At 64.2% G+C, this 22,945-nt stretch carries 24 protein-coding genes; 14 read left to right on the top strand and 10 right to left on the bottom strand.

Annotated elements, in window-relative coordinates; genetic code table 11:
- The first annotated feature begins 174 nt into the window (after positions 1-174).
- Positions 175-438, top strand: coding sequence for a DUF2312 domain-containing protein (locus tag K1X15_RS17025; protein ID WP_220304783.1), 264 nt, complete (start codon positions 175-177; stop codon positions 436-438).
- A gap of 51 nt (positions 439-489) precedes the next feature.
- On the opposite strand, the gene K1X15_RS17020 is transcribed toward K1X15_RS17025, so the two are convergent.
- From K1X15_RS17020 to K1X15_RS17010, 3 genes are read right to left on the bottom strand one after another with little or no spacing between them, the layout of a single operon-like run.
- Entirely contained in the window at positions 490-717 is a 228-nt protein-coding gene (locus K1X15_RS17020) for a flagellar basal body rod C-terminal domain-containing protein (RefSeq protein WP_220304782.1), read from the bottom strand.
- A 55-nt stretch (positions 718-772) separates the two neighbouring features.
- Positions 773-1,558, bottom strand: a complete 786-nt coding sequence (locus K1X15_RS17015) for a class II glutamine amidotransferase (RefSeq protein ID WP_220304781.1) — start codon at positions 1,556-1,558, stop codon at positions 773-775.
- Positions 1,559-1,560: 2 nt separating this feature from the next.
- Entirely contained in the window at positions 1,561-2,271 is a 711-nt protein-coding gene (locus tag K1X15_RS17010; protein WP_220304780.1) for an aspartate/glutamate racemase family protein, read from the bottom strand.
- Positions 2,272-2,418: 147 nt separating this feature from the next.
- Between K1X15_RS17010 and K1X15_RS17005 the strand changes: the two genes are divergently transcribed.
- Entirely contained in the window at positions 2,419-2,880 is a 462-nt protein-coding gene (locus K1X15_RS17005) for an Lrp/AsnC family transcriptional regulator (RefSeq protein WP_220304779.1), read from the top strand.
- Positions 2,881-3,014: 134 nt separating this feature from the next.
- Here the strand turns inward: K1X15_RS17005 and dxs are convergent, their stop codons facing one another.
- The 6 genes from dxs to K1X15_RS16975 form a co-directional block, all read right to left on the bottom strand.
- Entirely contained in the window at positions 3,015-4,943 is a 1,929-nt protein-coding gene (gene dxs / locus K1X15_RS17000) for a 1-deoxy-D-xylulose-5-phosphate synthase (protein WP_220304778.1), read from the bottom strand.
- A 143-nt stretch (positions 4,944-5,086) separates the two neighbouring features.
- On the bottom strand, positions 5,087-6,733 hold the full coding sequence (gene mepK / locus K1X15_RS16995; RefSeq protein WP_220304777.1) for a peptidoglycan L,D-endopeptidase MepK: 1,647 nt from the start codon (positions 6,731-6,733) through the stop codon (positions 5,087-5,089).
- A gap of 236 nt (positions 6,734-6,969) precedes the next feature.
- Positions 6,970-8,667 carry a L,D-transpeptidase family protein gene (locus tag K1X15_RS16990; RefSeq protein ID WP_220304776.1) on the bottom strand — a complete coding sequence of 566 codons (1,698 nt, stop codon included), beginning with the start codon at positions 8,665-8,667 and terminating at the stop codon, positions 6,970-6,972.
- 401 nt (positions 8,668-9,068) lie between these two features.
- Positions 9,069-9,782, bottom strand: coding sequence for a DUF4386 domain-containing protein (locus K1X15_RS16985; protein WP_220304775.1), 714 nt, complete (start codon positions 9,780-9,782; stop codon positions 9,069-9,071).
- Positions 9,783-9,822: 40 nt separating this feature from the next.
- Positions 9,823-10,545: a DUF4386 domain-containing protein gene (locus tag K1X15_RS16980; protein ID WP_220304774.1), complete on the bottom strand. Its 723-nt coding sequence runs from the start codon at positions 10,543-10,545 to the stop codon at positions 9,823-9,825.
- Positions 10,546-10,626: 81 nt separating this feature from the next.
- Entirely contained in the window at positions 10,627-11,631 is a 1,005-nt protein-coding gene (locus tag K1X15_RS16975; protein ID WP_220304773.1) for an NAD(P)-dependent alcohol dehydrogenase, read from the bottom strand.
- 108 nt (positions 11,632-11,739) lie between these two features.
- Here K1X15_RS16975 and K1X15_RS21325 point away from each other — a divergent pair, with 108 nt between their 5' ends.
- The 8 genes from K1X15_RS21325 (at position 11,740) to K1X15_RS16940 (ending at position 16,999) form a co-directional block, all read left to right on the top strand.
- The gene (locus K1X15_RS21325; RefSeq protein WP_240549533.1) at positions 11,740-12,129 is read left to right on the top strand and encodes a LysR family transcriptional regulator; all 390 of its coding nucleotides are present in this window, start codon (positions 11,740-11,742) and stop codon (positions 12,127-12,129) included.
- On the top strand, positions 12,098-12,634 hold the full coding sequence (locus K1X15_RS21320) for a substrate-binding domain-containing protein (protein ID WP_240549532.1): 537 nt from the start codon (positions 12,098-12,100) through the stop codon (positions 12,632-12,634). Before K1X15_RS21325 ends, K1X15_RS21320 begins: the two co-directional genes overlap by 32 nt.
- A gap of 112 nt (positions 12,635-12,746) precedes the next feature.
- Positions 12,747-13,643: a LysR family transcriptional regulator gene (locus tag K1X15_RS16965; protein WP_220304772.1), complete on the top strand. Its 897-nt coding sequence runs from the start codon at positions 12,747-12,749 to the stop codon at positions 13,641-13,643.
- A 96-nt stretch (positions 13,644-13,739) separates the two neighbouring features.
- A complete protein-coding gene (wrbA, locus tag K1X15_RS16960) occupies positions 13,740-14,363 on the top strand; it encodes an NAD(P)H:quinone oxidoreductase (RefSeq protein WP_220304771.1) in 624 nt (207 codons plus the stop codon).
- 45 nt (positions 14,364-14,408) lie between these two features.
- A complete protein-coding gene (locus K1X15_RS16955) occupies positions 14,409-15,419 on the top strand; it encodes an EamA family transporter (protein WP_220304770.1) in 1,011 nt (336 codons plus the stop codon).
- Positions 15,420-15,477: 58 nt separating this feature from the next.
- Positions 15,478-15,867, top strand: coding sequence for a VOC family protein (locus K1X15_RS16950; protein ID WP_220304769.1), 390 nt, complete (start codon positions 15,478-15,480; stop codon positions 15,865-15,867).
- A gap of 238 nt (positions 15,868-16,105) precedes the next feature.
- The gene (locus tag K1X15_RS16945; RefSeq protein WP_220304768.1) at positions 16,106-16,522 is read left to right on the top strand and encodes a LiaF transmembrane domain-containing protein; all 417 of its coding nucleotides are present in this window, start codon (positions 16,106-16,108) and stop codon (positions 16,520-16,522) included.
- Between the two features lie 150 nt (positions 16,523-16,672).
- The gene (locus tag K1X15_RS16940) at positions 16,673-16,999 is read left to right on the top strand and encodes an ElaB/YgaM/YqjD family protein (RefSeq protein WP_220304767.1); all 327 of its coding nucleotides are present in this window, start codon (positions 16,673-16,675) and stop codon (positions 16,997-16,999) included.
- A gap of 65 nt (positions 17,000-17,064) precedes the next feature.
- On the opposite strand, the gene K1X15_RS16935 is transcribed toward K1X15_RS16940, so the two are convergent.
- Entirely contained in the window at positions 17,065-17,898 is an 834-nt protein-coding gene (locus tag K1X15_RS16935; RefSeq protein ID WP_220304766.1) for a Crp/Fnr family transcriptional regulator, read from the bottom strand.
- Positions 17,899-18,331: 433 nt separating this feature from the next.
- Between K1X15_RS16935 and K1X15_RS16930 the strand changes: the two genes are divergently transcribed.
- From K1X15_RS16930 to K1X15_RS16915, 4 genes are read left to right on the top strand one after another with little or no spacing between them, the layout of a single operon-like run.
- Positions 18,332-19,546: an ROK family transcriptional regulator gene (locus tag K1X15_RS16930; RefSeq protein WP_240549531.1), complete on the top strand. Its 1,215-nt coding sequence runs from the start codon at positions 18,332-18,334 to the stop codon at positions 19,544-19,546.
- Positions 19,543-20,802, top strand: coding sequence for a M20 family metallopeptidase (locus tag K1X15_RS16925; RefSeq protein WP_220304765.1), 1,260 nt, complete (start codon positions 19,543-19,545; stop codon positions 20,800-20,802). The genes K1X15_RS16930 and K1X15_RS16925 overlap by 4 nt, the downstream gene beginning before the upstream one ends.
- A 26-nt stretch (positions 20,803-20,828) precedes the next feature.
- Complete coding sequence (locus K1X15_RS16920; protein WP_220304764.1) at positions 20,829-21,887, top strand: substrate-binding domain-containing protein; 1,059 nt, start codon at positions 20,829-20,831, stop codon at positions 21,885-21,887.
- A gap of 58 nt (positions 21,888-21,945) precedes the next feature.
- Entirely contained in the window at positions 21,946-22,938 is a 993-nt protein-coding gene (locus K1X15_RS16915) for an ABC transporter permease (RefSeq protein ID WP_220304763.1), read from the top strand.
- The last annotated feature ends 7 nt before the right edge of the window (positions 22,939-22,945 follow it).

The following is a 22,945-nucleotide window of genomic DNA, read 5'->3' as shown; positions in this document are numbered from 1 at the left end:
GCGTGAGCTGGCGCGACTGATTGCGCCGTACGGCGCGGCAGGGTGTGGATTGAGGGCAAAGGGGGTTGAACCGGACCGGGGCTTGAGGTTCATGGAGCCCGGACAATTTACGTTCGATTTTGCGACCGCCGACGGGTTCCCGCCCGGGCGAGCGGTTGCCAGAAGAGGTTAGCCATGGCCGTTGAAGACAGCGTCGCGCAGGACCAACTGCGCGCTTTCATCGAGCGCATCGAGCGCATGGAAGAAGAAAAGGCGGCCATTGCCGCCGATATCAAGGAAATCTACGCCGAGGCCAAGGGCAATGGCTTCGACACCAAGATCCTCAGGAAGATCGTTGCCATCCGCAAGCAGGATGCCAATGAGCGCATGGAGCAGGAAGCCCTGCTCGAGCTCTATATGTCGGCCCTGGGTATGGTCGAGGCGCCGTCCGAATATTGAGGCTCGCAAAGGTCGCCGGGCGCTGACGCGGCGCCCGGGTGGCAGGCCTATCTAGACCAAAATATCAAGCAGGGCTTTCGTCATGTCGCTGGCGACGCCCACGACCTTGGCGGATGCCTTGAAGTCGTTGCGGGCCTGGAGCACGTTGACCATCTCGGTCGAGATGTCGACGTCATTGCCCTCGACCCCGCTGGCGGCGATGCGGCCGGCGCTGCGTTCGAGCTGCTGGCTGGCCCGGTGCATGCCGGAAGCGCCGATACCGATGCTGGAAATGGTCATGTGACGGGCCTTGCTGGTGCTTCGGCCAGCAAGCCCGCAATTGATTGACGCCAGGTTAAGCCGGCTGCGTCTCGAGAACGGCAAATTCTTCGCATCGCGCCGCGCCGCCGGCCACGGTCATGTGGGTGCCCGCGGCGACCGGGTGCCAATGGTCGCCGGGGTCGCCAAAGGGCTCCGAGGCAATGGCAATGCCGCTATCAAGCTGGCGCCAATAGAGCGAGGGCGGCCGGTCGTCGCTGGCCCAGCGGAAGGCGTGCAGCGTCTGGCCGTCGGCGAGGATGGCGGTGAAGCGCAGCGGCTGGGTGATGCCATTGGCGTGCTGGATGCGCAGGCAGGTGCGCAGCATGGCCGCGATGGCACCGGCCGGATCGTGGGAAAGCCCATGGCCCAGCGCTGCCAGGAACATGGCCTCGCTGTCGCTGTTGCCGCGGCGAAGGCCGTAAAGATCGTCCGGCACCAGCGCCTCGACCGAGCGGCGCACAGCTTCGTAGCCACCGATCTGGCCGTTATGCATGAAGAGATGGCGGCCCGATGAGAAGGGATGGCAATTGGCCATGGTGACTTCGCCCGAGGTGGCCGAACGCACATGGGCGAGGAACAGTCCGGCCTCGACCTGATGGCAGAGCGAAGCCAGATTGGCATCGGACCAGGCCGGGAGGATGCCGCGATAGAGACCGGGTTCGGACCGCGCCCCATACCAGCCCACGCCGCAGCCATCGCCATTGACCACGGTCTTGGCTTCGCGGGCGGAGTGGGACTGGCTGACCAGCGAGGCTTCCGGGGCGATGAGCAGCGTGTCGAGAAAGATGGGGTCGCCCGAATAGGCGAGAAACCGGCACATGGTCAGGCGGCCCGCTCCAGCGTGTCGGACAGGGCAAAGCGCACGGCTGCATCGGCGTGGATGGTGGTCGAGTCGTAGCCGGGCAGGGGCAGGGCATCGGGGTCGAGCAGCAGGCCGATTTCGGTGCAGCCGAGAATGACGCTATCGGCGCCTTCGGCCTTGGCCTTTTCGATCAGCGCCAGATAGTCCCGGCGGGCGATGTCGCAGACATTGCCCTGGCAGAGTTCATCGAAGATGACGTCATGCACGCGCTGCCGGCCGTGGGCCTCGGGCACCATGACGTCGAGCCCAAGCGCCTTCATGCGATCGGTATAGAAACCATGCTCCATGGTGTAGCGCGTCGCCAGCAGCAGGGGGCGTTTGCGGCCATCGGCACGCAGGGCCCTGGCGGTTTCGGTGATGATGTCGATCAGCGGCACGCCCACCATGGCGGCGACCGGTTCGGCCACCAGATGCATGGTATTGGTGCAGATGAGAATGCAGTCCGCACCCGCCTGCGCCAGGCCGGCGCCGGCTTCGCCGAGAAGCGCACCAGCCAGGTCCCAGCGGCCGGCCTTTTGCAGTTCCACCACCTGGGTGAAGTCGAGCGAGCGCATGGCGATATCGGCCGAGTGCAGCCCGCCGCGCAGGCGCCGCACCTCCTGGTTGATATGCCGATAATAGACGGCGGTGGATTCCCAGCTCATGCCGCCGATCAGGCCAATGGTTTTCATAGCGGAGCCCCTCCATTTGCATCCAGTGTGCCGCCAGTCGGGGGCAAAAGGCATGCAGAGTTGCGCGCTGAGCGAAGGATTCACGCGTTGTGGCTGTGCAAAATAGCGAATACGCGCTAGCTATTTGCGTTGACATGGAGTGCGACGATGCTGGATGACCGCGATCGAAAGATTCTGGGCCTGTTGCAGGCCGATGCGGAAACGCCCCTGGGAGAGCTTGCGGAAAGCGTGGCCCTATCGCCTTCGGCCTGTTCGCGACGCATCGCACGCCTCAAGGAGGAGGGCTATATCGGCCGGATGACGGCCGAACTGGACCGGCGCAAGATGGGCCTGCCCACCACGGTCTTCGTCATCGTGCGCACCGGCAGCCATGCGGCGGACTGGCTGGAGAAGTTCCACGCGGCCGTGGGGGCCATTCCCGAGATCGTCGAGGTGCACCGGCTGACCGGCAATTTCGACTATATCCTCAAGATCGTGCTGCCCAATGTCGAGCACTATGACGTGGTCTACAAGCAGCTCGTTTCGCGCATCGAGCTCTTCGACATGTCGGCCTATATCTCGATGGAAACGGTCAAGGCAGCCAAGGGGCTGCCGACGAATTATGCGTGAGTCCCGACAATACCCCCACCCTTAATCCCTCCCCACAAGGGGGAGGGAGACGATGAACACCAGCGACTGATTCCAGCGCCTCCCTCCCCTTGATGGGGAGGGAATGAGGGTGGGGTGTCCTGACGGGTGCCGAACTAGACCTTGGCCAGGGCCGCCTGCATTGCCGCCTGGTCATAGCCAAGTGCGGTGAGGGCGGTGGCGACGATGCCGGCGCGGTCGAGGCCGGCCGCGGCATACATGTCGGCCTGGGTCGCGTGCTCGACGAAGGTGTCCGGGATCATCAGCGGACGGAAGCGCAGCTTGCCGTCGAGCAGGCCATTGGACGCGAGGAAGGTGGCGACATGGCTGCCGAAGCCGCCCAGCCCACCTTCTTCGGTCGTGACCAGGACATCATGCGACTGGGCCAGCGTGGCGATGAGTTCCTCATCAAGCGGCTTCATGAAGCGGGCATCGGCGATGGTGGGGTTGAGGCCGAGCGCGGCCAGCTTGTCGGCGGCGGCCAGCACTTCCCCCATGCGGGTGCCGTAGGAAAGGAGCGCGATGGTCGCGCCCTGGCGCAGCACGCGGCCCTTGCCGATGGGCAGGATTTCGCCGCGCGCCGGCATGTCGACGCCGATGCCGTCGCCGCGCGGATAGCGGAAGCTGATCGGGCCCTTGTCATAGGCGGCGGCAGTGGCAACCATATGCCTCAACTCGGCCTCGTCGGCGGCAGCCATCTGCACGATGCCGGGGACAGCGCCGAGATAGGCATTGTCGTAATTGCCGGCATGGGTGGGGCCATCGGCGCCGACATAGCCGGCCCGGTCGATGGCGAAGCGCACCGGCAGGCCCTGGATGGCCACGTCGTGGATCACCTGGTCATAGGCCCGCTGCAGGAAGGTCGAATAAATGGCGCAGAAGGGCTTCATCCCCTCGCTTGCCATGCCCGCCGCAAAGGTCACGGCGTGTTGCTCGGCAATGCCCACATCGTAGATGCGGCTGGGAAAGAGTTCGGCGAACTTGTCGAGCCCGGTGCCCGAGGGCATGGCGGCGGTGATGGCGACGATGCGCGGATCGGCCTCCGCCTCCTGGATCAGGCTCGATGCAAAGACCGAGGTGTAGGAGGGCGCATTGGACGGTGCCTTGGCCTGGGCGCCGGTGATGACGTTGAACTTGGCGACGCCATGATATTTGTCGGCGGAGTTTTCCGCCGGGGCATAGCCCTTGCCCTTCTTGGTCACGGCGTGGATCAGGATTGGCCCTTCACCAAAGTCGCGCACGTTTTCGAGGATGGGCAGCAGGTCGTCGAGATTGTGCCCGTCGATTGGGCCGACATAATAGAAGCCCAGTTCCTCGAACAGCGTGCCGCCGGTGAAGAAGGACCGGGCGAATTCCTCGGTCTTGCGCGCCGGTTCGTGCAGGAAGGGCGGGAGCTTGGAGACCACGGCCTTGGCCGCTTCGCGGGTGCCGCGATAGACCGGGCCGGACACCAGCCGCGCCAGATAGGTGCGCAGCGCTCCCGTGGGCGGCGCGATCGACATGTCATTGTCGTTGAGGATGACAATGAGGCGCGCGTCCATGGCGCCGGCATTGTTCATGGCCTCATAGGCCATGCCGGCCGACATGGCGCCGTCGCCGATGACGGCGATCACATTGCGCGGGGTTTCCAGGTGCTTGCTGGCCTCGGCCATGCCCAGACCGGCCGAAATCGAGGTTGAGGAATGGCCGGCCCCGAAGGGGTCGTATTCGCTCTCGGCGCGGCGGGTGAAGCCGGAAAGGCCATCTTTCTGGCGCAGGGTGCGCATGCGGTCGCGTCGGCCGGTGAGGATCTTGTGCGGATAGGCCTGGTGACCGACATCCCAGATGATGCGGTCGTGCGGGGTGTCGAACACGGCGTGCAGGGCCACGGTCAGTTCCACCACGCCGAGACCCGCGCCCAGATGCCCGCCGGTCACCGAGACGGCGTCGATCATCTCGGCACGCAATTCGTCGGCCAGCTGGCGCAGCCGATCATGCGGCAAGGCGCGCAAATCGGCCGGGTTCCGGATCGTGTCGAGCAGCGGCGTTTCGAGCTTGTCGGCCAAGCGTATCCCCGTGGCGTTCTGGTTTATCCCTGTTTAGGCGCAGGGTCGGGGCTTGGCAATGCCGGCGGCCCGCATGCGTCGAAGGGTCCCCGATTTGTCGGGGGCCAATCGGGCTTTTGCGGGGCAAACGGTTGAGGCGGCGGTTAGTTGCTGGCGACGACCAGCGGAGCGCGGGTGAAGCGGTCATACACCGGGGCGGGACCCTTATCGCCAATGCCCTTGATCAGGACGTGGCGGCCCATTTCCGGCGTGGGATCGAAATCGGCCTCGTCGTGGTCGAAGATCACGGCATAGCGATCCGAGGTCAGTGCCGCCGGATCGGTGAAGATGTCGGCAACATGCTCGAGATCGGGGGCCACGAGATCGGGGCGACGCATGTCGCGTGCCGGGGGCTGGCTGGCCACATGCTGCGCCAGAGCCTGTGCCAAAGGCGTGGTCTCGGCGGCATCGGTTGCCCCGAAGGTGCCGGAGAAAAGGCCGCTCAGCGGGTTGGCGGCGCCGCCCCCCAGGGAGGCGGTGCGCAGGCCGGTGGCGGCCGTCAGCGGCGGCAGCGCCGGCAGCCGGTCTGTCGGGGCCGGCGCCGTGCCGGTGCTGGCCGTGGTGCCGTTGCGGATGATCATTTCGAGGGCCCTTTGGGCGCCCGGCTCAGGCGCCGGGGCCGCCGCATAGGCGGTCAGAATGTCGGCGGGCGGGTCGGTCATGATGACGCGAGGCGTCGGCATGGTGGGCGCCGTCAGCGCGGCGAGCGCGGTCACGGCGTCGTTCTGGCGCAGGTCGGCCGGCATGCTGACCGGCATGGTCACGGCAACGCGTGTCGCGCCCAATTCGTCCGGCGACAGCGGCGCACTGCCGGCGGAGGAAAAGGGCATGGTGGTGTCCGAGACGGAGGCAACCTGGAGGTCCGGGCCGCCCAGATCGGCTGGCCGCATTTCCGGCATGACCGGCGCCACCTGGCGGAATTGCTGTGGGGCCAGCGAGGCGGTCTGCACCTGCGCCCCAGAACTGGCCTGGCCGGAGGCTTGGTCGTTATTGCCAAAGATGACATCCATCAGCGTGCGGCCGCTGCCACCAGTGCTGGCGACCTGCGTGCCGGAGCTGGAGGCGTTGCAGGGATAGCTATGGCAGCGTTTCCACTCGGCCATGGCGACCTGGTAGCCCTGCTGGGAGAGCGGCGTGCCATCGGTGGGCAGGTGCATGGTCTTGCCGTCAGGGAAGATTTCCTTGAGCTGGGCGCGGGTCATGCGCGGCCAGGCGCGCACCGAGCCGGTGTCCAGATGCACGAAGGGGCTGCCGGAGGTAGGATAGTAGCCGACGCCGCCCACCTGCTTCTTCATGGCGGTGGCCCGCAGCTTGGCCAGGGGAATGCCGGGAATGAAGAAGTCCATGGCATTGCCGCGCATGTGCTGGGAATTGTCGGCGACGCCGGACGACTTGGCGGCCAGCATGGCATTGGTTGCGGGCGAACGATAGGCCGAGACAATGTTGATGGGCTGGGTGGCGCCCACTTCCTGGTAGACTTCCCAGACCAGGTCGAACAGACGCGGGTCCATCTTGGTGGGCTCGTTGCGCCGCCAGTCGCGCAGGAACTGGTTGAGCTGGTTGAGGCCCGACTGGACATATTGCCCATTGCGCTTGAAGACGATGCGCGCGGTTTCCCCGGTATGGGTGTAATAGAGGTAGAGCGAGCGCTCAGTCGCGGCCTGGACCGGCGCGGCCGGCAGCAAAGCCGAAACGCTGATGACCGCAGCGGCAAGAAACCGCGCGGCACGCCGCCAATTGATAAACCCCATAACCGTCACGCCAAACTCTGCCCGGTTCACTCGTCAGATATGGTGGACGTTAGCGCTCAATTCGCTCGAATTTCTTAACGCTAACCAGTTGTGAACTGGCCAGGCGGCCCCTCACGCCTGTGTTATTAAGGGCAAAAGCAGGCGCAACCAAGGCGAAAATGTAAACGACAGGTTAAGCGGCCAGCGTGACTGCCGCCGCGCGGCCGCGGATCTGGCAGCGCATGTGGATGCTTGGCTCAGGGGGAGAGTTCATCCGGAACCGGCTCCGCCGTCGCCACGATGGCCGGATCGGCTGCGTGGTGGAGGCCGAGCGCCTCGATCAGCTTCTCGTTGTGGCCATAGACATCGCCATAGGAGCGGATGGTGCCGTCAGCGTCCACGCGCAGGGTGAAATAGGCCAGGTGCACCGGGATCTGGGCTTGCGGGTTCACCCAGCGTTCGGAGGAGCCGAACATGGCTTCGAGCGAGGCGCGCGAGATATTGGGCTCGTTGGCCATCAGCGCATCGGCAAATTCCATCGGGTTCTGCACGCGGATGCAGCCATGGCTGAAGGCGCGGAAGGAGCGCGAGAAGAGCGACTTGGATGGGGTGTCGTGCAGATAGACGTCGTGCTTGTTGGGAAACAGGAACTTGATCTGTCCCAGTGCATTGCCGGCGCCGGGGCGCTGGCGCACACGGAATGGGAAGTTGGACGCGGAAACCTGCGTCCAGTCCACCTGCCAGGGGCTCACCGGCGAGCCGTTATAGAGCAGGTCCATATTGTGGCTGTCGGTATAGCCGGGATTGTTCAGCACCGCCGGGGCGATCTCGCCGCGGATAATCGAGGAGGGCACGTTCCAATAGGGATTGACCACCAGATGCCGGATATTGTCCGAAAAGATCGGGGTCTGGTTCTTGGTGGTGCCGACCACCACGCGGGTAGTGTATTCGGGCTGGCCGTTACGCTCGATCCAGAGCCGGAATTCGGGGATGTTGACGAAGACCCGAAAGTCGCCGAGATCGGACGGCATCCAGCGCCAGCGCTCCATATTGGCAATGATGTCCTCGCGGCGGGTTGCAGCGCCCCCATTGAGCGCGGCTACGGTGGCCGGTCCGATAATGCCATCGACCTCCAGCCCCTGGCCTTCCTGGAAGGCGCGGACCGCGTCAACGGTCAGGTCGTCATAGAGTTTCGACGTGGACGCAGCCAGGTTGAGACGGCTGCGGATGGCGGGCAGGCGGGCATCGGAATTGCCCGGCCGCAGCACCGGTCCGTCCCCGATCGGGGTCGGGCGCGCTGCGCTGGACTGCTCGAAACTGGCCAGGGCCGCCTTGAGCGCCAGGAATTCGGGATGCTTGGGTTCCAGCTCCGCCAGGATCGCGGCCGGGTCCTTGCTGGCGGCCAGGCGTTCGAGCAGGGCGGCTTCGTCGATCGGCTTGGGCCGGATATCGAGAAGCGGGCTGATCGACTGCGGATCGATGCGCCCGCTGTGGATGTGGTTGGCATAGCGCATGGTCGCGGCCGAGAAGGCGGTTTCCAGCGTCGCCAGGGCAATGCCGTCGCCGTTGAGCTTGTCGCGCGAGATAGACGGCGTCAGGTAGTCTGCGGGGTCGAGGCCCTCGGCGGCCGCATTTTCAAACAGCGCAATGATCTTGCCGGCTGCCGGCGAGAAGGCGACGCTGCCGTCAACCCCCTGCGAGAGCCAGATGGGTTCGAAATGGCGCTCCCCATAGAGAAAATAGAGGCGCTGGGCCTCGGCCTGGGCGGCCGTGTCGGGCCTGGCTCCATAATAGGCCGCCGACAGGCCGGCCTTGATGGTGCGGGCAAGCGCGGACTGGGGCGGGGCAATGACGATGCGGCTGGTCTCGGCACTCGCCACCTGCTGTGCGAATGCCGCTGGCACAATTGTGGTGGCAGCGAGAAGGGCGACCAGACTGACCAGAACCTTGTTCATCATTGCTCCTGAAGGCGTCGCGCGGGGGCCGGGACAAGCCGAATCCGACCCGTTCTGGCCCCAAATGCTGAAACCTCAATACTCTGCAAACCTTAACGGGAGCAATTGCTCGCAGATTCGTGACTCACCGCTGTGACTGGTCTGCAACGGTTGTGCGTTTGCGAATGGCTGTGTGCTTTTCTGTCTCTGTTCGCGCCAAGCTATTTGCCTGTCGCCACTCATGAATTTGTCAAAGCTTGATCCTGGGCAGATCCCAGGGGCCCAGCGAGCATCACTACGCAACACCCCCGCCCGCGAGGCGAAGGTGTTGCGGTGATCCATCGACCCGCCCGTCCGCCCTCGTTCGGCAACCGCGATGGGCCACTTCGAAGGCAACGTGCGGGGCGGGATTGGACGACGATCTAGCCGTGCTGCGGGGCGGTCCTGCCCCTTGCTCCCACTGCCAGCCAGATCGCGAAGGCCAGTTCGGCGATCAGGGGTATGAGGTAGGCCATGGTGATGATCGACGGCTGATCGCCGGTCAGGAGAGAAAATCCGCTCCCCGACAGATAGACGAGGCCCGATGCGGCAATTCCCAATCCGACCAGGCGGGGGGCAATGCCCGAGCGCATGATCAGCCAGGCCGTCAGCAGGCAATTGATCCCGAAGAAGATGAGGCCAAGGTCATAGCCTTGCCCCTGCAATTCGAGCAATGCTTGCACCGCCCAGGCGAGATTGTCGGCGCCGAATGCCTCGGCAAAATGCTCCCCGCGCAGCAGCACCATCGCCGCCACCTGGAACAGGAGGTTTGCGGCGAGCACGATCGCCTGCGTCAGGCGCAGGATCATCGCGGCCAGCGCCACGCGCGGCGCCACCTGACGAAACAGCAGGTAGAGAAGGACGCCAACGGCAATATCGCTCAGGATCATGCCGATATCGGCGACAAGGCTGAGTGAGAACAATCCGCCGGAAGCCATGATATTGGCGAGTGTTTGCGGGCCGTTATCCGGCACGATCAGCAAGTCTCGAACTGCCATTTCGCTCCAGATGCCCAGGACGATGATGGCGAGATAGAAGAGGCCCGTGACGCGGGCGATGCTCTTGTTGGAACGGGTTTGCAGGTCAGATCCGACCATGATGGTGTCCTCCATTGGACTTTTGGGGATGGCTGGTCGATCAGGCGGCCAGCGTTGCGATGTGTTTTTGGAAGCCCCGATGCACGGCGCCGCCGCGGAAGGTGAGCCAGAGGCAAACCGAGATTTCGGCGAGTGCAGCAGGCATGATGGCCACGGGGGAGATCGCGGGTTCGAACGCCGGCAGCACGAACACCACGAAGAGGTCGGTCCAGTAGCCCACCAGCGCCAGCATCATCACTACGCCCAGCAGGCGCGGCACGAAGCCGGAGCGATAGAACAGCCAGCCGATGGTGAAGCACCAGGCGCCGAAGAAAATGCCGTTGGCGGTGTAGCCATAGGCATGCAGATCCAGCAGCAGGGCCGCCAGGTCCTGCACCTGCTCGGGTGGAAAGGACGGCAGGGCACCGTTGACGAGCAACAACGCACCGAAGTGATAGACCACGTTGGCGCCCATCCAGGGGAGCCGCAGGAGGTTGAGGAACAGCGCCAGCAAGGCGATCGGCTTGTTGACCGGCTTGAGCAGCATCCAGAAAGCCAGTCCGAGCCAGGTGTCGAGCAGCAGCACCAGCAGGTCAGCGATCCCGGCAAGCCCATAGAGCATCTGGTTCGCCGCGATATTGGCCATGGTGGCCGCAGCGTCGCCTTGCACCACCATGCCGGTGCGAACGGAAAATTCGGCGAAGCCGGCAAGGACCGCGACGGCCAGATAGGCCAGTCCGGCCGAGCGGGCCCAGTTGAAGTCATCTTGGGACGGAATGGTCATTGCATCATCCTCGGAAAGGGGCGAGCGGCATCCATCACCGGCGTGTCGACCGGTGCAGCATGCTGCCGCTCGGGTGGGAAATTACTCGGCTGCCAGGATCGCCACGTCGTGGTGCTCGACTTCGAGCACGACATTGCCGCGCTTGTGGCCGCTCTGGACGTATTCATGGGCCTCGGCGATCTGGTCGAGGCCATAGCGCCGGTCGATGATGGTCTTGAGCGCGCCGTCTTCGATCAGGGCTTTGACTTCCTTGAGGCGATTGCTGAGTTCGGCATGCGGCAAGAGCCCCGTGGCCGAGAACCTGGCCTTGCGGCGTCCGAATTTCCCGGTCCAGAGCATGCGGAACAACAGACCCAGGCCCAGAACCGGCGAGAGATAGACGCCATCTTGTGTGAGCGCCCGCCTGGCCTTGCCGAACGGCACCTTGCCCGCCGTATCGAAGATCACGTCATAGGCGCCGCGGCGCTGCGTGAAGTCCTCGGTAGTGTAGTCGATGACATGGTCGGCACCCAACTGGCGCAGGAAACTGGCATTGCGCCCGCTGGCGACCGCCGTGACTTCGGCGCCCAGATGCTTGGCCAGTTGCACCGCCGACGTGCCAAGGCCACCCGCCGCACCGTTGATCAGCACCTTTTGGCCCGGCCGGACCGTCACCAGGCGCGTCAGGAAATTGTGGACCGTGAGCGCGCCATCGGTGACCGGCGCCGCCTCCTCATAGGACATGGTCATGGGGATCGTCTGGATGATTCCGTCTTCTGGCACCGCCACGAACTGGGCGTGAGCGTGAAATCCGATGGTCGTCTCGCCGAACACATCGTCACCGACCGCAAAGCGGGTCACATCTCGCCCGACGGCCTCAACCTTGCCGGCAAAGGCCGTGCCCGGCACCGAGGCCTTGGGCTTGCGCAGCCCCAGGAAGATCCTGCCGAACAGGGGCTTGCCCGTCCGCATCATCACGTCGGCCTGGGTTACGGCACTGGCGTAGATCTTCACAAGGACCTCATTGTCCCTGGGGGTTGGCCGATCGATCTCCTGAATGCTCAGGACTTCCGGACCGCCATAGGCATTGGCAATAACCGCCTTCATCTGTCGTCTCCTCTTGGATGCACCATCGCGGTACCGATGGCCAAGGGGTACGGCAGACAGGTCCTCTGCAGAATTGACTAAATCCTGTATTTCGGTATGCACATTTGCATGGATTGGCGATCTGTCAGATTTGACTGGAACCGCGCCCGGGCCTTTCTGGTCACGGCCGAGGAGGGCTCGTTGTCGGCCGCCGCCCGCGCGCTGGGCATGGCGCAGCCGACGCTTGGCCGCCAGGTCGAGGCCCTGCAGGAGGAACTGGGCGTGGTGCTGTTCGAGCGCACCGGTCGTGGCCTCGAGCTCACCCCAAGCGGCCTGGACCTGCTCGAGCATGTGCGCACCATGGGCGAAGCGGCAGGGCGTCTCTCGCTTGGCGCATCGGGACGGGCGCAGGCGCTCGAAGGCACAATCGCCATCACCGCCAGCGAGATCGACGCGGCCTATCTGCTGCCCCCCCATCATCGAGAAATTGCGCCGCACCGCCTCTGGCCTGACGGTTGATCTCATCGCCAAGAACTCCGCCGCAGACCTGCGCCGCAGAGAAGCCGACATTGCCATCCGCAATTTCCGCCCCGACCAGCCCGAGCTGATCGCCCGCAAGATCAAGGACGTTGCGGCGCGGCTCTATGTTTCGGAGGTCTATCTCGAACGCTTTGGCAGGCCGCTGACCGCGGAAACCATTGTCGAAGCCGATTTCATCAGCCTGTGGTCGCCCGATACCTATCTGGCCGGACTGCTGGAGGCGGCGCTGCCCATCGACCGCAGCAATCTGACCATTCTGGCGGACAGCCATTTGGTCCACTGGGAACTGCTCAAAGCCGGTCTGGGTATTGGCATGGTCCCCGAATTTCTCGGCGACAACACGCCCGGCATTGTCCGCGCCCTTGAGGACATTGCCCCGGCCTTTCCCTTCCCCATCTGGCTTACCACGCACCGCGAGCTCAACACCTCAAGGCGCGTTCGCATGGTGTTCGACTTCCTCGCCGAGGAACTCGGCGGCATCTAGATCATCCTCCACTTTGCCCTTGCCGCCCCGGCGCGGCGCGGCTGAACAACTTTTATCCGCCCGCAAAGCCCGCTACCGTTGGCAAGGCAGGTTTCGAGGTTGCAGGCGGCGCATGGACAAGCTCTCGGTGATGAATGCCTTCCGACGGATCGTGGAGCGTGGCAGCTTTGTGGGCGCGGCCAATGATCTCGGGGTGTCTCCCGGCCTGCTCAGCAAGGAAATCAAGCTGCTTGAGAAAAGCCTTGGCTGCGCGCTGGTCACGCGAACCACCCGCAGCATGTCACTCACCGAGGCCGGGCAGGAATATTACGCCAAGGCGGTGACCATTCTCTCGGCGGTGAACGCGCTCGAGAATGACATTCGTGCCAGCGCCAGAGCGCTGGTCGGCCACCTCAAGATCAATGCCCCGCATTCCTTTGGCCAATTGGTCATCGCGCCCATGCTGCCTGGCTTTCTGGAAGACTATCCCGAGCTCGAGGTCACCTTGTCGCTGGACGACCATATTCTCGATATGATCGAGAGCGGCTTCGACATCTCCATCCGTGTTCGGCCCAGTCTGCCCGATTCTTCCCTGATGGTTCGACGCTTGGGGCAACTCAAACAGGCAATCTATGCCTCGCCTGCCTATCTCGAGCGCTTTGGGGCGCCCACCAGTCCGGACGACATTTCTGCTCATACGGTGATCGGGTTCACCCTGGCCGGCCATCAAAGCGAATGGCTATTGCATGGGCCAGGCGGCCCGAGAAAGCTTGCCCTGCATCCGCGCGTCAAGGTCGGCAGCAGCGTGGTGCTGCGCGACCTGCTGATTGCAGGCTGCGGCATCGGGACCCTTCCAGACTTCATATCGCGCGAGCCTGAGCGCGATGGGCGTCTTGTGCGTGTCTTGCCCGAATATGAGCTGCCATCGCCCGAGGTCTTTGCCGTTACCGCCTCGCATATGGGATCGGACCCCAGGGCCAAGGCCTTTGTGGCCCATCTTCAGGATGGGCTTAACGACCTCTATTCCTGACGCGGCGTGAACAGTGTTTTGAGCGCCGGATGATTACTCGGCGCCTCAGGTTCAAGGATGTTGCTGGCAAGTCCAAACCTTGCCGGAGGCATTCAAATGACCCGCATTCTCGTCGCCTACTATTCCAGCTATGGCCATGTTCGCGCTTTGGCGCAGGCAGAGGCCGAAGGCGCGCTGAGCGTCCCCGGGACGATCGTCGACCTGCGCCGCATTCCTGAAACGGTGCCTGAAGCCGTCCGCGAGGCCTCCGGCTATGTTGTGGACGACACGCCGCCGGCCAGTCCCGGCGATCTCGCTGGCTATGACGGCATCATCCTTGGAACCCCGACACGCTTCGGCATGATGGCGGGGCAGATGAAGCAGTTTCTGGATCAGGCGGGCGGTCTGTGGGCGCGCAATGCCCTGGTGGGCAAGGTCGGCGCGGTCTTCGCCTCGACCGGGTCGCAACATGGTGGCCATGAGGCCACGATCCTGTCGGCCCATGTTCCGCTCATGCACTTCGGCATGGTCATTGTCGGACTGCCCTATTCCTTCGCCGGACAGACGCATCGTGACAGCATTGTGGGAGGATCTCCCTATGGCGCCGGGACCATTGCTGGCGTCGATGGCTCGCTCCATCCCACCGAGATCGATCTCGCCGGCGCCCGCTTCCAGGGCGCTCATGTTGCCCGGGTTGCAGGGCGGCTTGCACAGGAGGATTGGGCACGGGACGCGGCCTGAGGCGACCTGACCCGATCCTGCACCATCCGGCACTGGAACCCAAAAATGGCACGGATATCCGATATTCTCCTGACTGCCCTGGCACCGGCAGTATGGGGCAGCACCTATATTGTGACCACCGAGGCGCTCCCCGCTGGGCACCCTCTGACCCTGGCTGCGCTCCGGGCGCTGCCGGCGGGAATCCTGCTGCTGGCGCTCACCCGCAGCGTCCCACCCCTTGCCCTGATTGGCCGCATACTGGTGCTTGGTGTCCTCAATTTCGGGCTGTTCTGGACCATGCTGTTCATCGCCGCAGAGCGGCTGCCAGGCGGTGTGGCGGCAACCCTTGGCGCCGTTCAGGCGCTTATGGTGATCGCATTGGCGCGTGCCTGGCTCGGCACGCCCATTCTGGGCGGCGCCGTGATTGCGGCGGTCGCCGGCGTAGTCGGGGTCGCGCTCCTGCTTCTGGGGCCCGCCGCTGCGCTCGATCCCCTGGGCATTCTGGCCGGGGCGTTGGGTGCGGCATCAATGGCCGCCGGCACGGTGCTGAGCCGGAAATGGGCTCCGCCGGTCTCCGCTTTGCGCTTCACGGCCTGGCAATTGACGGCAGGTGGCCTGGTCCTTCTGCCTTTGGCCATGCTTGTTGAACCGGCACTGCCATCCTTGTCCGCCGCCAATTGGATGGCCCTTGCCTGGCTCGGCCTGATCCGGGCGGCGGCATCCTATGGCCTGTGGTTTCGCGGGCTGGCTCGGCTGGAACCAACGGCCGTCTCCATGCTGGGCATGGTCAGCCCGATCGTTGCTGTTGCCCTTGGGTGGCTGTGGCTGCACCAGTCCCTGACCCCGCTGCAAATCCTGGGCGGCGGCATCGTCCTGGCTTCCGTCTGGGCCGGGCAAATCGCCAATCGCCTGCCGCAAAGCCGGGCCAAGAATGCGGGGACCGACCGCCGCCGAAAGCGCACCGTCGCCGTTGACCTCTGCGCTCTTTCGGAACACCGGCTGAATGATCTTGGTCTATCGCGCTCAGAAATGGTTGGTCCGGCCCCGAGCAATAGATATCAGGCCGGCTGCAATTGATTTTCGACCCTCAACACCTCGATTATTCCGGCTGTGAAGCTGTCGCCAGGAGGACAAAATGCAAGACGTGAACCCCGCCCGGTTCGGGATTATCCTCAAGACGGAGAAGATTGCCGAGTGCGTCAAATTCTATCAAGACGTGCTCTCGTTGAAGTTGTGGTACCAGAAGCCGGATCTGTTCTGCTTCCATTTTGGTGCCGACAGCTACCTGATGGTGGAGCGGGGTGGCGTGACGTCTGGCCTTCGCAAGGGCGCCGAAACCAACCCGGTGGTCTTGCGATTTGATGTGCCCGATGTCGATCGTGCAGCCGATCGCATTGCAGGGCTTGGGATCGATGTCGAAGTCCTGCGGTTCGAGTGGGGTACGATCGCCATCTTTTCGGACCCGGACGGAAATCCCTGCGAGTTCAAGAATGCGGACGATCCCTATTTCGAACTGCAGCCCTAGCCGGCATGTCGGGGTGATGGGGTGGGGAGCCCGCACGATTTCCGACGGTCGCCAGGGCGTGATTTTGACGGGCATCAAGGCCCCTTGCGCGCCGCGCCGCTAGGTTACGGGACCACATCGAGACGCAGCAGAGCGACAGCCTGATGCGGCCGCTGCGGTCTGGCTGACAAAGCTGGTCATCTGCGATTTTTGCCAAGGGCCGGCGCCTGCCACATGCGGGCCAGGCAGGGAGAATAGCATGGACGATCTTCAATCTCCGTCGCCACCACCGAACGCTGATTGGCGCGAAGCGCGTCGGGCCGAACGGCGCCAACGACTGGTCAGCCGTTATGGATGGATCGGACCGGGCATGGGCGGGGTGCTCCTCGTGCTGCTGGGCGTGATCTTCCTGGCGCAGAATTTCGGCTACCCCGTTCCGGAAAAGTGGTGGACCATCTTTCTGCTCGTCCCGGCTCTCGGCGCCTCGTTTGCTGCGTGGAACGCGTATCAACGCGATGGCAAACTCAATGGCGAAACCATCGCCGCCATCCTGGGTGCTGCAACGCTCCTTGTCATCGCAGCGGCGCTGATTTTCGATTTCGCCTGGGGCATGCTTTGGCCACTCGCGCTTATCGCTGTTGGCGGCGGTATTCTTCTCCGCGCCTATTGGCGCTGAAGCTGCCGCACGGCGCGCTGCGTCGCACCAGCCAAGACCCGCTGGCCGTTGAGCCAGCGCCACGGTGTCCCCAGAGGTGTTGACGGCCATCAATAGGTGCCGGCGTCCGGCCGCTAGATTGGGTCGAACCAAACCCGAAAGGAGATACAAGTGGCCACTCCCGAACTACTGAAGAGAGCAATGGCAGGCGAGCCCGACCTGGGGTCTCAGATCGCCGAGTTGCAGAGCGATGTTGCGGCGATCGCGGCGACATTGTCCAAGCTGGCGGAACGTCGCGTAGCCGGTATCCGCGAGGACGCGCAGGAGGGTATCGCCAACCTGATGCATGAAGGTCAGGACATGTCTGCCAATGCTGCCAGCCGGCTCATGAAGCTCGAGGCAAAGCTCGAGCAGACCGTGCGGACACAGCCGCTGATCGCCATCGGCCTGGCGTCGGTCGTCGGCTTCCTGCTCTCAGAGGTTACCCATCGGCGCTGAAATTCGACGGGGCGGCGGCTGCAGCGCCACCCTCCGTGTCACGCGCTCCTTGCAGCGAGATCACGCTATTTGGACCGGTGAAGTGGCAGCACAATCGCTGTCTGCAAATGGCGGCTTTCAGAGGTTCTGGTCAACTCGGCCGGCATGAACAGCCTGAGGTCGTCGTCGCTCACGCCGGCAATCGTCTGCAGCCTGTCTCTATCGAGAACTTCGAAATGGCTGCTGTCGAGGATCAGGATGACGCCCTTGTCTTCCAGGTAATGCAAGTGCCGGCTGATGGTTTCGATAGTGGTGCCCAGATAGCTTGCCACATCGGCTCGCGAGATCCCCAGCGCGGCCACCGAATGGCTCGTCTGCAGCTTTGCTTCCTGCAACAAATGATCCCGACGGCCCGTCGTGACCAGCAGATAGGTCGCCACCCGCTCCAATGAGTTCAGGCAACTGAGCAGCAGCGCGCTCTCCCTCGCAACTGCCAGGGCCCTGGATGTTGACTGGAGGATTGCGTGCTCCAGAATTGGGTGGCGCCTTATCACGCTCTCGTAGCGCAGCCGATCGGCGACGCAGAGCTCTGCGTCTGTGGCCGCCTCCACTGCAAAGTCCATCGAGGCGGTGAACAATTGACCGAAGAAGTCTCCCGGGTACAGCAGGGAGACGATCCTCTCTCTGCCATCGGGCAGGGTCTTGGACACCTTGAGAATGCCTGCCAGCACCGTGCCCACCAAGGCGGCCTGCCCTCCATTGGCCAGGATGGTCTGTCCCGCGGCGACCAATCGCCGGCCGGATAAGGCCGCTATGTCTGAATGGATCGCACAGTCCGTCAGGCTGCAAACGGACCTTACAGAAGCCCGGCAACGGGCACATCGGTTCGCCTGGTTGGCTATGCCTTCGATCTTGCCCATTTTCGCCTCTCCGCAATTGGCGGGCATGTGTCGGGGAGCAATGGCGTGCAAGACCCCGATACCCCGGCAGACCGTCGCAGAACCGCCCAGGGGACTCCTTGATTTCAGTCAAAAGGTGCCGCTTACCGGATCGGCCTTGTTGATCGCGCGCAAACGCGTCCCGGCGGCGGGCGACACTTGCCGAAGGCAGAGGGTGGCCTTTTCCGTCACAGGGATGGGATCGGGTGGAACCGCCCCCGCGCCAGTGCTGCTCGGGCAGCCTCTAAAAGGCCCGTGCGAAAGCAGGCAGGACAATGTCGCGCCAGCCCGGGCCCGTGTGCGGTGAAATCGTTGCACGGCCGTAGTGCTCCCTCGGTCGAGCACATTCCGCTTGACTCCATCCGCGATCTCCTCAATTAGTTCGGTCAGTCACCGAATTAACTAAGGCGTTGATGTGAGCCAGGCCATTCGAATCTCGCGGCAGTTTTCCCTTCGCTCCGTCATGGAGGCGATCGTGCAGGGCGGTTCGGTGTCCCGCGCGTCGCTGGCCAAGCAGACGGGCCTCTCCAAGCAGACGATTTCCGAGATCATGCGCCAGCTTGAGGACGACGGCTGGGTGCAGGAGACGGGCCGCACCAGCGGGCATGTCGGCCGCACCGCCGTGACCTATGAACTGGTCCCATCCGCCGCCTATATCGCCGCCGTCGATCTCGGCGGCACCAAGGTGCGTGTCGCCATTTGCGACCTGTCGAGCCACGTTCTGTCCGAAGTCACCGAGCCGACCCATCCCGACGGTGGCCAGGCGGTCGTCGACCAGATTGCGGCGCTGTGCTGGACGGCGGCCGACAATGGCGGTGTGCCGCGATCAAAACTGCGCATCGCAGTGGTCGGTGCCCCCGGCGCGCCGCAGCCGGAAACAGGTCGCGTCCTGCTCGCCCCAAACATTGCCGGCTTCGATCAGATGGATGTTGCGGGTGCGCTCGAAGCCGCCCTTGGCTTCGAAGCCATGATCGAAAACGACGTCAATCTCGCCGTTCTCGGTGAGAGCTGGCTGGGTGTCGGGCAGGGGATCGACAATCTCGCCTTCATCGCTCTGGGGACCGGCGTCGGCAGCGGTCTGATGCTGAACGGACAGCTGGTGCGTGGTGCCACCAACGCCGCCGGCGAGCTGGGTTTCCTGCCTTTCGGTGCCGACCCGTTCGAGCCGGAATCCCTGCGGGCAGGGGCTTTCGAGCGCGTCGTCGGGTCCTATGGGATCGTGGCGCGCTATCATCAGGCGGTCGGACATGACGCGACTGTCCCGGCAATCTTCGAAAAGGCCAATGCTGGCGATACGGCCGCGGTTGCGGTGCTGGACGAAACGGCCCGCCTCCTGGCGCGCGGCATCGGGGCCATCGCCGCCATTGCCAATCCGCAAAAGGTCATTCTCGGCGGGTCCATCGGTTCGCGGCCCGAGATTGTCGAAAGAGTGCGGCAGGTCCTGCCGCTCTGCTTCCCCTATCCGGTCGAGATCGAGGCCAGCATTCTGGGCAATCACGCGGCTCTGGTCGGCGCCGCCGCCATCGGCCTGAGCCATTTGCACAACACCTTGTTCGGCGCCGAAACCCCGGAATCCCGCATTTCCCTGCCGCCCGCCAACGCCGTTTCAATGCGGGAGCTGCTGCGATGAGCCCGGATCTGCACAATCGCCTCCTGGCAGCACTGGATCGCGACGATGCCGTTGAACTGCTGCGCGGCGCCATCGGTCGCAACAGCGTCACCGGCAACGAAGCCAGCATGGCCGATTATCTGCATGGCCAGATGCAGGGCAGGGGCATCGAAGATATTGAGGTCACCGCGTTCGCGCCCGGCCGCCCCAATATCCGCGGCAAGCGCTCCGGCACCGGTGGGGGCAAGCGCCTGCTGTTCATCGGTCACACGGACACGGTGCATGTCGAAGGCTGGGAACAGCACTGGGCCGGCGATATCCGCGAAAACCCGTTCGGTGCGCCCATCGTTGATGGTGAAATCTGGGGTCGTGGCGCCGGTGACCTGAAAGCGGGCATCTGCTCCAGCCTCGCCGCCCTGACCCTGCTCGACCGCGCCGGCATCCGGCTCAAGGGCGATGTCGAGTTCGCTTTTGTCGGTGACGAGGAAAGCGGCGAGCCGGGCAGCGGCGTGTCGGCGGGCGTCAAAGCCCATGTGGCGCGGATTGCCTCGGGCGAACTGATGCGGCCCGACTTCGTTGTCTATACCGAGCCAACGCAGCTCGCCGTCTATCCGGCGCAGATCGGCTTCTTCATCGCCGACATCACGATTACCGGCAAATCCGCCTATTTCGGCGTTCCGGAGCTTGGCCGCGACGCGCTCAAGGCCAGCCATGCGGTGATGAGCGCGCTCTGGGCGCATTCGGACGAGATATCGGCCAGAGCCGAGCACCCATTGGTCGGCCGCGGCTTTCTGCTCATCACTACGCTCAATGGTGGCGGCTTCATCGCCGTGCCCGAGCGCTGCACCCTTTCACTGATCCGCAAATTGCTGCCCGGCGAAAGCCTGGATGCGGCGGCGGCCGAACTCGAAAGCACGATCCGGGGCGCAATTGCCGATCCGGAAATCCAGGTCGAGATCGCCTATCCGGCCGGCCGCGACCATGCTTTGGGCGGCACGGCCACCGAGATCGATCTGACCCATCCGGCGCTGGCTCTGCTGCAGGAGAGCGTTGGTCAGGCCATGGACGGGCGAGGGGGCATTGAAGGCGCGCCCTTCTGGTCGGAAAGCCCGTTCTTCGTCAACGGCCTGGGCATCCCCGCGGTCTATTGCGCGCCCGGCGACATCCGCAACTGCCACACATTCGAGGAGCGCGTCAGCGTCGAGGAATACCTCGCCGGCGTCGTTGCCTTTGCCGGTTTCATCGCCCGCTTCTGCGGCATGGAAGACAACAATTAGGGAACCAAGTTCAAGGGAGACTGACTATGAAGACCACTACCAAGCTCGCGGCAGCCCTGCTGGCCGCAACGCTGCTCCATCCGGTCGCCGGCTTTGCCCAGACCGTGGGCCCCAATGGCGAAAGTGCCACGCCGTCGTCCGAGATCGTCCTCAGCGACGAGAACATCGCGGCGCTCACCGGCAAGGGCTACAAGGCCGCTCTGCTCTGGCACACCTCGTCGGACTTCATCAACGCGGTTTCGGCTGGCGCCAATGACGAGTTCGCCCGTGCCGGCGTCGACGTCGTCGTCACCACCGATGCCGGCTTCGACGCGGCCAAGCAGCGCTCGGACATCGAAACCGCCCTCTCGGCCGGCCCCAATGTCATCCTTTCACTGCCGCTCGACCCGGTCACCTCGGCCGCAGCCTTCAAGGAAGCCACGGCATCCGGCGTGGAGCTGGTTTTCCTCTCCAACCTGCCGGCCGACTATGTCCACGGCACCGACTACGCTGCGATCGTCACCGACGATCTGTTCCAGATGGGCAAGCAGGCCGCTGACGTCCTCGCCGAAGCCATCGGGGGTGAGGGCGAGGTGGGCTACATCTTCCACGACGCCAGCTATTATGTGACCAACCAGCGCGACCAGGCGTTCAAGACCACGATCGAGAACGACTATCCGGGCATCAAGATCGTTGCCGAACAGGGTATTTCCGATCCGGCCCGCGCGGAAGAGCTGGCCAGCGCCATGCTGCTGCAGAACCCCGAACTCGACGGCATCTATGTCACCTGGGCCGAACCGGCCGATGGCGTGCTGGCCGCCCTGCGCAGCGCGGGCAATACCACGACCAAGATCGTGACGCTCGACCTCTCCGAGCCCATTGCCCTCGACATGGTCAAGGGTGGCAATGTTGCCGGCATCGTCGCCGACGAGGCCTATGAACTGGGTCGCGCCATGGCCGCCGTCGGTCTCAAGGCCCTGCTCGGCGAAGACTCTCCGGCATTCGTCGTCGCCCCGGCCCTGACCGTCACTGCCGACAATGTCGCCGAAGGCTGGCAGCAGTCGCTGCACCGCGACGCCCCGGCCTCGGTTCTGGCCGCACAGTAATCCTCCCGGGGCGGGGGCAATCGTGCTCCCGCCTCAACCCTTCTCCGATGAGGCAGCCATGACCGCGCCCCAGACCGCCGCTCCCCCCAGACAGACGCTGTTCGCCCGCCTGAGCGGTGCCAACCTGCAGCAATATGTCGTCTATGTCGGCTTCCTCGCCATCTTCCTGTTCTTCGCCGTGGTGCTGCGCGACAGCGGCTTTCTCACCCAGCGCAATCTGGTCAACATCATCCTGCAGACGGCTCCAGTGACGATCATGGCCATTGGCCTGGTCTTTGCCCTTTCCGCTGGGGAAATTGACCTTTCCATCGGTTCCACCGTCGCCGTGTCGGCCCTGGCCGGCGCCATGGCCATGGCCGCACTCCCGCAGGCGGCCCTGCTCGTCGGCATCGGTGCCGGCCTCGGCACCGGCCTCCTCATCGGCTTGGTCAACGGCGCGCTCGTCGCCTATATGCGGCTGCCATCCTTCCTGGTGACCCTCGCCACCATGGGCCTTTTTGCCGGCGTGGCGCGCTCGCTCACCCAGCTCCGCTCCATCCCGGTGACCGATCCGCTGTTTACTGGTCTCTTCGGCTCCGGCGCTCTGTTCGGCATTCCCTCGCTGGTCATCTGGACGCTGGCTGCAGTCCTCATCGGCCACTTCGTCTTCCGCCAGACCAAATATGGCGCGCATGTCCTGGCCACCGGCGACAATGCCCGCGCCGCCATGGTCACCGGCATCAAGGTGCCCCGCGTCCGGCTTTCGGTTTTCTTGATCAGCGGCGCCATGGCCGGGCTCGCGGGGCTGCTCTATTCGGGCCGCCTGCAGGCCGCGAAGTACACGCTGGGTGAAACCGACCTCATGACCGTCATCGCCGCGGTCATCGTCGGCGGCACGCTGCTCAATGGCGGCAAGGGCTCCATTATCGGCGCACTGGTCGGCTCGCTGATGATGGGCATGCTCAACAATGGCCTGATCCTCATGGGCCTTTCCGTCTCCGACCAGATGATCGTGCGGGGCCTCATCATCCTCGTCGCCGTTGCCGTCTCGCTGCGCGAAACCTCTCGCTAGGAAATCC

It is taken from the genome of Devosia salina (assembly GCF_019504385.1).
Taxonomy (GTDB): domain Bacteria; phylum Pseudomonadota; class Alphaproteobacteria; order Rhizobiales; family Devosiaceae; genus Devosia; species Devosia salina.
This window is presented reverse-complemented; position numbering and strand designations above follow the sequence as displayed.

Bases quoted from the DNA above. Each gene is read 5' to 3' on its own strand.
- mepK (WP_220304777.1), bottom strand. From the start codon at position 6,733: ATGGGGTTTATCAATTGGCGGCGTGCCGCGCGGTTTCTTGCCGCTGCG.
- K1X15_RS16990 (WP_220304776.1), bottom strand. From the start codon at position 8,667: ATGAACAAGGTTCTGGTCAGTCTGGTCGCCCTTCTCGCTGCCACCACA.
- wrbA (WP_220304771.1), top strand. From the start codon at position 13,740: ATGACCCGCATTCTCGTCGCCTACTATTCCAGCTATGGCCATGTTCGC.
- K1X15_RS17020 (WP_220304782.1), bottom strand. From the start codon at position 717: ATGACCATTTCCAGCATCGGTATCGGCGCTTCCGGCATGCACCGGGCC.
- K1X15_RS17025 (WP_220304783.1), top strand. From the start codon at position 175: ATGGCCGTTGAAGACAGCGTCGCGCAGGACCAACTGCGCGCTTTCATC.
- K1X15_RS16935 (WP_220304766.1), bottom strand. From the start codon at position 17,898: ATGGGCAAGATCGAAGGCATAGCCAACCAGGCGAACCGATGTGCCCGT.
- K1X15_RS16945 (WP_220304768.1), top strand. From the start codon at position 16,106: ATGGACGATCTTCAATCTCCGTCGCCACCACCGAACGCTGATTGGCGC.
- K1X15_RS17015 (WP_220304781.1), bottom strand. From the start codon at position 1,558: ATGTGCCGGTTTCTCGCCTATTCGGGCGACCCCATCTTTCTCGACACG.
- K1X15_RS16955 (WP_220304770.1), top strand. From the start codon at position 14,409: ATGGCACGGATATCCGATATTCTCCTGACTGCCCTGGCACCGGCAGTA.
- K1X15_RS17005 (WP_220304779.1), top strand. From the start codon at position 2,419: ATGCTGGATGACCGCGATCGAAAGATTCTGGGCCTGTTGCAGGCCGAT.
- K1X15_RS16965 (WP_220304772.1), top strand. From the start codon at position 12,747: ATGGACAAGCTCTCGGTGATGAATGCCTTCCGACGGATCGTGGAGCGT.
- K1X15_RS16925 (WP_220304765.1), top strand. From the start codon at position 19,543: ATGAGCCCGGATCTGCACAATCGCCTCCTGGCAGCACTGGATCGCGAC.
- K1X15_RS21325 (WP_240549533.1), top strand. From the start codon at position 11,740: ATGGATTGGCGATCTGTCAGATTTGACTGGAACCGCGCCCGGGCCTTT.
- K1X15_RS16950 (WP_220304769.1), top strand. From the start codon at position 15,478: ATGCAAGACGTGAACCCCGCCCGGTTCGGGATTATCCTCAAGACGGAG.
- K1X15_RS16975 (WP_220304773.1), bottom strand. From the start codon at position 11,631: ATGAAGGCGGTTATTGCCAATGCCTATGGCGGTCCGGAAGTCCTGAGC.
- K1X15_RS16915 (WP_220304763.1), top strand. From the start codon at position 21,946: ATGACCGCGCCCCAGACCGCCGCTCCCCCCAGACAGACGCTGTTCGCC.
- K1X15_RS16980 (WP_220304774.1), bottom strand. From the start codon at position 10,545: ATGACCATTCCGTCCCAAGATGACTTCAACTGGGCCCGCTCGGCCGGA.
- K1X15_RS17010 (WP_220304780.1), bottom strand. From the start codon at position 2,271: ATGAAAACCATTGGCCTGATCGGCGGCATGAGCTGGGAATCCACCGCC.
- K1X15_RS16985 (WP_220304775.1), bottom strand. From the start codon at position 9,782: ATGGTCGGATCTGACCTGCAAACCCGTTCCAACAAGAGCATCGCCCGC.
- K1X15_RS16920 (WP_220304764.1), top strand. From the start codon at position 20,829: ATGAAGACCACTACCAAGCTCGCGGCAGCCCTGCTGGCCGCAACGCTG.